This is a genomic window from Agrobacterium sp. LR_9 (assembly GCF_041954855.1).
In the GTDB taxonomy this organism is placed as follows: domain Bacteria; phylum Pseudomonadota; class Alphaproteobacteria; order Rhizobiales; family Rhizobiaceae; genus Agrobacterium; species Agrobacterium leguminum.
Genome location: NZ_JAVAYA010000019.1, coordinates 86314 through 96064, shown reverse-complemented (window position 1 = coordinate 96064; position 9751 = coordinate 86314). Strand labels below are relative to the sequence as shown.

Below are 9751 nucleotides of genomic sequence, written 5' to 3'. Positions count from 1 at the left end.
TGCGAGCGTCAGGATTTACACCATGCCGGAGCCGTGTCCATGCGTCATATCAGCTTCCGGTCCTGATCTGCGTCAGGGTACGCGTCGGCGTGATCGCTTCCGCATCCAGCTTCACCTCGATAATGGCCGGCTTGCCGCTGGCCCGCGCCCGTTCGAAGGCGGCGGCGAAGTCTTCGGTCCTTTCCACCGTTTCGCCGTGGCCGCCATAGGCTTTGGCAAAGGCGTTGAAATCCGGATTGACGAGATCGGTGCCGCTAACGCGGCCGGGATATTCCCGCTCCTGATGCATGCGGATCGTGCCATAGGTGCCGTTATTGACCAGTACGGTGATGATCGGCAGACCATAACGCACAGCGGTGATGAATTCCTGCCCATGCATCATGAAACAGCCGTCGCCGGCAAAGCAGATCACCTCACGCTCGGGGAACAGATGCTTGGCCGCGACCGCCGCCGGCAGGCCGTAACCCATCGAACCTGATGTCGGGGCCGATTGCGTATTGTAGCGACGGAAACGGTGGAAGCGATGGACCCAGGTGGCATAGTTGCCGGCGCCATTGGTGAAGATCGCATCCTGGGGCACATTGGCCTCGATCCAGTCCATGATCGGACCCATCTGCACCGCGCCGGGGCCGGTCTGAGGCGGGGTGGACCAGCTGCGATAGGCCGCATGCATGGCGGCGGTGCGATCCGCCCATGCCGCACTGCCGGAAACTGTGATGGAGGAGAGGGCGGCGATAAAATCGTCCGGTGCGGCGCAGATTGCCAGATCGGGACGGTAAACGCGGCCAAGCTCTTCGGCTTCCGGATAAATATGGACGAGTTTCTGCGACGGGTAGGGGATGTCGAGCAGCGTATAGCCGGAAGACGGCATTTCGGAGAGGCGGCCGCCGAGCAGCACCACGAGATCGGCCTCCTTGATCTCCTTGGCCAGCGCCGGGTTGATGCCGATGCCGACATCGCCCGCATAGGAGGGGCTCAGATGATCGAACAGCATCTGGCGGCGGAAGGAACAGCCGACAGGCAGCTTGTTGTTTTCCGCAAATGCCTTGAAGCCTGCGACGCTTTCCTCGGACCAGCGGGTGCCGCCGATGATGAAGACCGGGCGCTTCGCCTCGCCAAGCATTTTTGCGAAGGCGGCCATCTGTGACGGGCCGGGGTGCGCTTCGACTGGAGTATAGGGCTTTGCTTCGGGCGCTTCGACCTCTTCCACCAGCATGTCTTCCGGCAGCGTCAGCACCACCGGGCCGGGGCGGCCGGAGGTGGCGACGGCGAAGGCGCGGGTGACGAATTCGGGGATGCGGCGCGCATCGTCAATCTCACCCACCCATTTGGCGAATTCGGTGAAGGCGCGGCGATATTCCACTTCCTGAAAGGCCTCGCGCTCGCGGGCGTCGCGCTGCACCTGGCCGATGAAGAGGATCATTGGAATGGAATCCTGCCTTGCGATGTGCAGGCCCGCCGAGGCGTTGGTGGCGCCCGGTCCGCGGGTCACCATGCAGATGCCGGGTTCACCCGTCAGCCGGCCCCAGGTGTCGGCCATCATGGCGGCGCCGCCTTCCTGGCGGCAGACCACGGTTTCGATGCCGCTTTCATAAAGCGCATCCAGCACGGCGAGATAGCTTTCGCCCGGAACGCAGGAAACGCGGGAGACGCCATTGGCCTTCAGCGCTTCGACGATCAATTGCCCGCCTGTTCTTTTCATTCCGGCTGCAGTCATGGCGTCGTGGTCCTTTCGATGTTTTCCAGTTCGGCCAGCACCTGCGCCTGATGTTCGCCGAGCTTGGGGCTCGGGCGTTCATAGCGCAGCGGCGTTTGCGACATGATAATGGGTGTGCGGACCCCGGGGATGACAGTGCCGTCTTCCGCCTCCAGATCGACGCGAAGGCCGCGCGCCTTCACCTGCGGATCGGCAAACATTTCCTCGATGGAATTGATCGGTCCGGCGGGGACGGCGTTCTTTTCGCAGGCGGTCAGAAGATCGCGCTTCTGCCATTTCAGCGTTTCGGTGGAAACGATCTGCCGGACTTCCGCTTTATGGGCCACGCGGGCCTTGTTCGTCGCGTAACGTTCGTCATCGGCAATCGCACCGATGCCGAGAATGGTGCAGAGGCGGCGGAACTGGCCGTCATTGCCGACCGCCAGGATCAGGAAACCGTCAGCCGTCGGCACCACCTCATAGGGGGAAATATTCGGATGGGCGTTGCCGAGCCGGACGGGCGGCTTGCCGGAAATCAGGTAATTCATGTTCTGGTTGGCGAGCACGGCCGATTGCACATCGAGAAGCGCCATGTCGATATGCTGGCCTTCGCCGGTGCGGATGGCGTGGATCAGCGCCGCCTGAATGGCTGACACGGAATAGATGCCGGTGAAGATATCGGCAACCGCCACGCCCGCCTTCATCGGCTGGCCGTCGGCTTCGCCGGTAATCGACATGAAGCCGGACATGCCCTGCACGATATAGTCGTATCCGGCGAGATCGGCATAAGGCCCGGTCTGGCCGAAGCCAGTGATGGAGCAATAGATCAGCTTCGGATTGAGCGCCTTCAGGCTCTCGTAGTCGAGGCCATATTTGGCAAGCCCGCCGCGCTTGAAATTCTCGATGACGACATCGGCGGTGCGCACCAGCCGGCGCACCAGCTCGCAGCCCTCGGGCGTTTTCAGATCGGCGACGATGGAGCGTTTGCCGCGATTGGTGGCGTGGTAATAGGCGGCGGAGAGGTTTTCTCCATCGTCGCTTTCGACGAAAGGCGGTCCCCATGCGCGGGTATCGTCGCCGCCCTCGGGGTTTTCCACCTTGATGACATCGGCGCCCATATCGGCCAGTATCTGCCCTGCCCAGGGACCGGCCAGAACACGCGCCAGTTCGATGACGCGGATGCCCGATAGCGGCGGTTTCCTGTTTGGCATGTCGGTCATCGGTCCCCCGGTATTTTGTGTCTGCCGGTTTATAGACCGCTGCTTGCCTCGTCGCATGTGATTTTATCTCATGGACTTATTCCGTTTTGGAACGGCACTAAACTGGGGCTGACACGGCAGCTTCGACATTCGGTGTTTTGAGAGTCTCCTAATTCCGTCATTCCGGCCTTGTGCCGGAATCCAGCCAGCCCAAGTCATTGGGCTGAAAAGACTCTTCTCGCCGCGCAGACGCGCGTCGGCTGGATTCCGGCTCAAGGCCGGAATGACGGGGAGGGCGTTTTACTGTCATCCACGACGCGGCCGCACCAGGCGGCAAAATCCGCCGCGACGGGCTGCCAGCCGATTTCGTTCAAAGTCTCGTGCCGCATGCCCTTGTAGATCGTGTGCTCAACATGGCTGAAACCTGCCTCGCGGAAACGCTCCGCCAGCCAGACGATCTCCTTGCCGTCATTGGTGGCTTTGTCCTGATCGCCGCTAACAAGCAGAAGCGGTAAGGTTTTTGGCAGGCGCTCGATGAGTTTCGGTGCGCGATAGGAGAGTTCGAAGACATCCTGCCACAGGGAAACGCTCGCCTCGAACTGGCAGAGCGGGTCCTCCACATACGCGTCCACAGCCGCCCTGTCGTGGCTCAGCCAGTCGGCATGGGTGCGCCTTTCCGGCATTTTCGCATTCCACACGCGGAAGGTCGCCTTCGGCAGAATGGCGCTCGGCACATCCGAGCCCTTCAGCATCTTTTCGAGCCGCAACACGAGCTGCGCGAGACGGCCCATGAGGCCGGGATTGAGATTGGAATTCCAGATCGAGAGGCCATCGAAGGCATCCGGATGGCTGACGGCGGTGTTCAGCGCCACGAGGCCGCCCATGGAATTGCCGAACAGGATTACCGGCAGGCCGGGATGTCTTTCGCCGGCCATCCGGCGCATCGCCATGACATCGGCAACGACCTTTTTCGCGCCGTCCTTCCAGCCAAAACGGCCGAGAGGCGCGTCCGCCGCTCTCGTGCGGCCATGGCCGCGATGGTCGTGGGCGTAGACTTCGAAACCCTGCTTCGACATCACATCCGCGAGCCGGCGATAACGGCCCGCGTGGTCAACCAGCCCGTGGCAGATCATCAGCACGCCGCGCACAGTGGCAAGAGCGGAGGGCTGGTGGCGAAAGGCAATGGATGCGCCGGAGGGGGCTTCCAGCCTCTGAATACGGCTGAAGGCCAAGTCGTCGGTCGTTTCATTCATGATCGCGCCTGTCCTGCCATAACATCCCTTGTCATAATCATGGGGTCATAATCGTGCCAGAGGTTGCCCCAAGGTCCTATTTACCCTACATAGCGGCAAATTTCCCGATACGTACTCTTAAAAATCCGATGTGGAGCATTCGCTACAATGGCACGTCAATTCATCTATCACATGGCCGGGCTGAACAAGGCCTACGGTGCGAAGAAGGTTCTGGAGAACGTTCATCTCTCCTTCTACCCCGACGCCAAGATCGGTATCCTCGGCCCGAACGGCGCCGGTAAGTCGACTGTTCTGAAAATCATGGCCGGCCTCGACAAGGAATATACCGGTGAGGCGTGGCTCGCCGAAGGCGCGACGCTCGGTTATCTCGAGCAGGAGCCGAAGCTCGACGAAAACAAGACCGTGATGGAAAATGTCATGGAAGGTGTAGCGAGCAAGACGGCCATCGTCGACCGCTACAACGAACTGATGATGAACTATTCCGACGAAACGGCGGATGAGGGCGCAAAGCTTCAGGACATGATCGACAGCCAGAACCTCTGGGATCTGGAAAATCAGGTCGAAATGGCCATGGACGCCCTGCGCTGCCCGCCCGGCGATTCGCCCGTGACCGGCCTTTCGGGTGGTGAGCGTCGCCGCGTGGCGCTTTGCCGTCTGCTGCTGTCGCAGCCGGACCTGCTGCTGCTCGACGAACCGACCAACCACCTGGATGCCGAAACCATCGCATGGCTCGAAAAGCACCTGCGCGACTATCCCGGCGCCGTGATGATGATCACCCACGACCGCTACTTCCTCGACAACGTCACGGGCTGGATTCTCGAGCTCGACCGTGGCCGCGGCATTCCTTACGAAGGCAATTACTCCGCTTACCTGCAGGCGAAAGCCAAGCGCATGCAGCAGGAAGCCCGCGAAGACGCCTCGCGCCAGAAGGCAATCAGCCGCGAACAGGAATGGATCGCCTCCAGCCCCAAGGCCCGCCAGACGAAGTCCAAGGCACGTATCAAGGCCTATGACGAGCTGGTGGAAGCAGCGGAAAACCGTCGTCCCGGCGATGCGCAGATCGTTATCCCGGTTGCCGAGCGTCTCGGTCGCGTCGTCATCGAAGCCGACAACCTGACGAAGTCCTATGGCGACCGCGTGCTGATCGAAAACCTGTCCTTCAAGCTGCCCCCCGGCGGTATTGTAGGCGTCATCGGCCCGAACGGCGCCGGTAAGACGACGCTGTTCAAGATGATTACCGGCCAGGAAAAGCCTGATAGTGGCTCCGTGACCGTTGGTGATACCGTTCAGCTCGGTTACGTCGACCAGAGCCGTGACGCGCTGGCGGGTGACAAGACCGTGTGGGAAGAAATCTCCGGCGGCAACGACATCATCAAGCTCGGCAAGTTCGAAGTGAACTCGCGCGCCTATTGCGGCGCCTTCAACTTCAAGGGCGGCGACCAGCAGCAGAAGGTCGGCAATCTCTCGGGCGGTCAGCGTAACCGCGTGCACCTCGCCAAGATGCTGAAGGCCGGCGGCAACGTTCTGCTGCTCGACGAACCGACCAACGACCTTGATACGGAAACGCTGGCAGCACTTGAAGAAGCGCTGGAAGCCTTTGCCGGTTGCGCCGTTATCATCAGCCACGACCGCATGTTCCTCGACCGTCTGGCCACGCACATCCTCGCTTTCGAGGGTGACAGCCATGTGGAATGGTTCGAAGGCAACTTCGAAGACTACGAAAAGGACAAGGTCCGCCGCCTCGGCCCGGAAAGCATCAAGCCCGGCCGCGTGAGCTACAAGCGCCTGACGCGCTGATCCTTTTCCGGATCCCTTCAGAAAGGCCCGCCGCAAAGCGGGCCTTTTTCCGTGTAATAAGTGGACACGATCGCCTCACCGAACACTTTGCGCTTGCATCGAACACCACATCGACATAAAGATATCTTTATATCTTGATTAGCTTGCGAGGCGCGGCAGAGTGGCGTTCGGTCTGGACAAATTGGTGGATCTTCTGAAGGCGTCGGGTGAGCCGACGCGCTTTCGCTTGCTGGCGCTTCTTTCGGCCGGCGATCTGACTGTCACCGATCTTACCGAAATTCTCGGCCAGTCGCAGCCGCGCATCTCCCGTCACCTCAAGCTTCTGACGGAAGAGGGGCTGATCGAGCGTTATCAGGAAGGCGCCTGGGCCTATTTCCGCTTGCGGCAGGATGGTGAGCCTGCGGGCGTCGTCCAGCAGCTGCTTGGCGCTGCGTCGCCGTCTGACGCGGTTCTCCAGCGTGACAGCGAACGGCTTGCCACCGTCAAGCGGGTGCGGGCGGAGCGGGCGCAGGATTATTTCAGCCGCAACGCCTCCGCCTGGGACGAGCTGCGCCGCCTGCATGTCAGCGACGAGGCCGTGGAAGGCGCGCTCCTGAAGCTGGTGGGCACCACGCCGGTCGATTCGCTGCTCGACCTCGGTACGGGCACCGGCCGCATCCTGCAGCTTCTGAGCGGTATCTATCGCCGCGCAATCGGTGTGGATGCCAGCCGTGACATGCTCTCGGTGGCGCGTGCCAATCTCGACAAGGCGGGCGTGGTCAATGCATCCGTGCGCCATGGCGATATTCTCAACCTGCCGCTGGAAGGCCAGGATTTCGATCTGATCGTCATCCATCAGGTCCTGCATTTTCTCGACCAGCCGGAGATTGCGCTTTCCGAGGCCGCGCGCATGCTGCGCCCCGGCGGGCGGCTGATCGTTATCGATCTTGCGCCGCATTCCTTCGAATATCTGCGCGACGAGCATGCGCATGTGCGGCTCGGTTTCTCGCATCCGCTGATGGAAGAGTGGCTGAAGAAGGCCGGACTTTCTCTGGAGCGCGCTGTCGATCTTCATTCTGAAAAAGCGTCCGACGAAGCTCTGGATGTTACGATTTGGGTTGCCCGTGACCAGCGGCTGCTGATGGCAGACGATGTGGTGCAAGAGGCCGTTTTACTTGCTGCCGGGAGGGCATGATATGTTGAGGTCGGAAACCGCGCGCCGTGATGGCGATATCCGGTTGTCTTTCGAGTTTTTCCCGCCCAAGAATCCCGAGATGGAAACCCAACTCTGGGAAACGGTTGCCGAGCTGAAGAAATGGAACCCGGATTTCGTGTCCGTCACCTATGGCGCCGGCGGTTCCACCAAGGCGCCGACGCTGGATGCGGTGCGCCGGATGATCGGCGACAGCCATCTGGCGACCGCCGCGCATCTGACCTGCGTGGATGCCAGCCGTGAGGACGTGCATCAGGTCATTGAAGAATTTCGCAACGCCGGCGTTCGTCATTTCGTGGCGCTGCGCGGCGATCCCTCCACGGGCATCGGCACGGCCTACAAGCCGCATCCGGAAGGGTATGAGAACGCCGCCGCTCTGGTGAAGGGACTGCGTGAAATTGCCGATTTCGAGATTTCCGTGTCGGCCTATCCGGAAAAACACCCGGAAAGCGCAAGCGAAGCGGTCGATATCGATATGCTGAAGCGCAAGGCGGATAATGGCGCGACGCGGGCGCTGACGCAGTTCTTCTTCGATAATGACGTGTTCGAACGCTATATGGAGCGGGTGACGGCTGCGGGCATCACCATTCCGGTGGTTCCGGGCATCATGCCGATCCAGAACCTCACCCAGCTCAAGCGTTTCGCCGGCCGCTGCGGCACCAGCATTCCCGGTTTTCTGGATGAGCGTTTCGAAGGTTATGACGACGATCTGGAAGGTCGCGCCCGCGTGGCCGCGGAGGTTGCCGCCGAGCAAATCGCCGATCTGCAGCGGCGTGGCGTCAATGAATTCCATCTCTACACCATGAACCGCGCGCCGCTGGTCGATGCGGTGCTTGAAAATCTCGGGCTGGAGCGTCTGCGCCGCAGCGCCGCCTGATTTTACCATAGCGGATTACCGACATGAAAAAAGCGCAGGTCCCTCAGGGCCTGCGCTTTTTAAACTCGTGTCATCTACGGTTCTTCTCTGCGTTTGGTCTTCACGTCTCGTCAGATGAAAAGCATCATCGCTACGAACAAAAACGCCAAACCGACTGCCAAGGCATTGAGAGATTTTGTAAGTCCCATGGGTGCCTCCTCTTGTTGACAGGTTCGATAATATGACCGTTTTGTGGCAGTTGAAAAGCGGTTTTTGTGATGCAGTGCAGCACGTCTCTGAACGGCATAAAAAAGAAATTTCTGTAATTATTTGAAAATAAAAGATTATTTTCTTATCACGCAGTGCTTCATATGTTTAAAAAAAGTAAATGACCGGGGTGTTATCCCCAGTCATCAGGTCGAGATTAACGCTTTATGCCTTGATTCCGTCCGACAGATTAAGGGCCGGAAGGCGCCGTTAAGATTGCTTACAGCGCCTGCAGAAGTGCGGTCGAAGGCCAGCCATCGGCGGGCAGTCCGAGACGCTGCTGCTCCTTCTGGATGGCGACGCGGGTGCCGGAACCGAGAATACCATCCACCTTGCCGACATTGTGTCCGCGCGCTTCAAGCTTGGTCTGAAGCTCCTTCATGGTCGCATCATCGAAACCGGGCTCCGGGTTGCCCTTGTTGTAGACGGGAGAGCCCATGAGGCGGGTGGCGAAATAGGCGGCCGAGGTCGTGTAGATGAACGACTGGTTCCATTCGAGATAGATGTTGAAGTTCGGATAGGTGATGAAGGTCGGTCCCTTGCGTCCCTGCGGCATGATGAGGGCTGCGGGCAGGGTGGCGAAGTTTCTGTTGCCGTCGCGCGGGGTGACGCCCAGCGCGAACCAGTCACCCGCGGTCAGCGGACCGCCGAGGCCGGATTTTTCCCAGGGCAGGTTTTCCGGCAGCGAGACTTCCTGAATCCAGGGTTCGCCCTTCTTGAAACCGAGATGCTGGATGAACTTCGCAGCCGTCAGGATCGCATCCGGGGCGCTGCTCTTGACGTTGATGTGGCCGTCGCCATCCCCGTCGACGCCGAAGGCGATGATGTCCTTGGGCAGCATCTGCACCTGACCGATTTCACCGGCCCATGCGCCGGTATTGGTGGCGGGATCGAGATCGCCGTGCTGGACCATTTCGATCAGCGCCAGCAGCTGCGGGCGGAAGAGTTCCGGGCGGCGACAATCATGCGAGAGGGTCACCAGCGCGTTGCGGGTGTTGAAATCGCCCTGAACGGCGCCGAAATCCGTCTCCATGGCCCAGAAGGCGGCGATGACGCCGGCCGGAACACCGAATTCGTTTTCGGCGCGGGCGAAGGTGGAGGAGAGTTCCTGAAGTTTCTTGCGGCCGATATCCAGACGGGCCTGGCTGACGGTGCGCTGGGAGAATTCCAGGAAGGTCTGGCGGAAGACGCCCTGTGCACGGTCACGCGAGAGCACCTTCGGGTCGATCTGCGCGCCGGCAAGCGCCTTCTGGATCGCATCGGCCGGAATGCCCTTGGCAAGTGCGTCGGCTTTCACGCCTTCGAGAAATGCACCGAGGTCGCCGCCGCAGGCAACCTGCTTGGGATCGTCAGGCGCGGCCACTGGCGGTGTGGCGAGGGCGGAGCCGGTGGAAAGAAGCGACAAAGCGGCGGCAAAAACGATGCTGCGCGACCGGAACGTGGGCATGGGAATTTCCTCGATAGGTTGTTAGCCCGCTTTACCCATATGTT

General features: G+C 60.5%; 7 protein-coding genes. 3 read left to right on the top strand and 4 right to left on the bottom strand.

Annotation, left to right across the window (positions count from 1 at the left end):
- Positions 1 to 49: 49 nt before the first annotated feature.
- The 3 genes from RAC79_RS19870 to RAC79_RS19860 form a co-directional block, all read right to left on the bottom strand.
- Positions 50 to 1717, bottom strand: a complete 1668-nt coding sequence (locus RAC79_RS19870; RefSeq protein WP_174044650.1) for a thiamine pyrophosphate-binding protein — start codon at positions 1715 to 1717, stop codon at positions 50 to 52.
- Positions 1714 to 2916 carry a CaiB/BaiF CoA-transferase family protein gene (locus RAC79_RS19865; RefSeq protein WP_142845263.1) on the bottom strand — a complete coding sequence of 401 codons (1203 nt, stop codon included), beginning with the start codon at positions 2914 to 2916 and terminating at the stop codon, positions 1714 to 1716. Before RAC79_RS19865 ends, RAC79_RS19870 begins: the two co-directional genes overlap by 4 nt.
- A gap of 251 nt (positions 2917 to 3167) precedes the next feature.
- Positions 3168 to 4148, bottom strand: a complete 981-nt coding sequence (locus RAC79_RS19860) for an alpha/beta fold hydrolase (RefSeq protein WP_161987901.1) — start codon at positions 4146 to 4148, stop codon at positions 3168 to 3170.
- A 147-nt stretch (positions 4149 to 4295) separates the two neighbouring features.
- Between RAC79_RS19860 and ettA the strand changes: the two genes are divergently transcribed.
- The 3 genes from ettA to metF all read left to right on the top strand — a co-directional run bounded on the left by ettA (position 4296) and on the right by metF (position 8014).
- Positions 4296 to 5945 (top strand): energy-dependent translational throttle protein EttA, encoded by a 1650-nt coding sequence (gene ettA, locus RAC79_RS19855; protein WP_142845265.1) that lies wholly within the window; start codon positions 4296 to 4298, stop codon positions 5943 to 5945.
- A gap of 160 nt (positions 5946 to 6105) precedes the next feature.
- A complete protein-coding gene (locus RAC79_RS19850; RefSeq protein ID WP_142845266.1) occupies positions 6106 to 7119 on the top strand; it encodes a metalloregulator ArsR/SmtB family transcription factor in 1014 nt (337 codons plus the stop codon).
- Position 7120: 1 nt separating this feature from the next.
- Positions 7121 to 8014 carry a methylenetetrahydrofolate reductase [NAD(P)H] gene (metF, locus tag RAC79_RS19845; protein ID WP_003522177.1) on the top strand — a complete coding sequence of 298 codons (894 nt, stop codon included), beginning with the start codon at positions 7121 to 7123 and terminating at the stop codon, positions 8012 to 8014.
- Between the two features lie 466 nt (positions 8015 to 8480).
- Here metF and RAC79_RS19840 read toward each other — a convergent pair whose 3' ends face one another.
- Positions 8481 to 9707 carry a lytic murein transglycosylase gene (locus RAC79_RS19840; protein WP_142845267.1) on the bottom strand — a complete coding sequence of 409 codons (1227 nt, stop codon included), beginning with the start codon at positions 9705 to 9707 and terminating at the stop codon, positions 8481 to 8483.
- Between the last annotated feature and the right edge of the window lie 44 nt (positions 9708 to 9751).

What these genes read in the sequence shown, in the direction of transcription:
- RAC79_RS19870 (WP_174044650.1), bottom strand. Translation starts at nt 1,717, where the DNA reads ATGACTGCAGCCGGAATGAAAAGAACAGGCGGGCAATTGATCGTCGAA.
- RAC79_RS19865 (WP_142845263.1), bottom strand. Translation starts at nt 2,916, where the DNA reads ATGACCGACATGCCAAACAGGAAACCGCCGCTATCGGGCATCCGCGTC.
- RAC79_RS19860 (WP_161987901.1), bottom strand. Translation starts at nt 4,148, where the DNA reads ATGAATGAAACGACCGACGACTTGGCCTTCAGCCGTATTCAGAGGCTG.
- ettA (WP_142845265.1), top strand. Translation starts at nt 4,296, where the DNA reads ATGGCACGTCAATTCATCTATCACATGGCCGGGCTGAACAAGGCCTAC.
- metF (WP_003522177.1), top strand. Translation starts at nt 7,121, where the DNA reads ATGTTGAGGTCGGAAACCGCGCGCCGTGATGGCGATATCCGGTTGTCT.
- RAC79_RS19840 (WP_142845267.1), bottom strand. Translation starts at nt 9,707, where the DNA reads ATGCCCACGTTCCGGTCGCGCAGCATCGTTTTTGCCGCCGCTTTGTCG.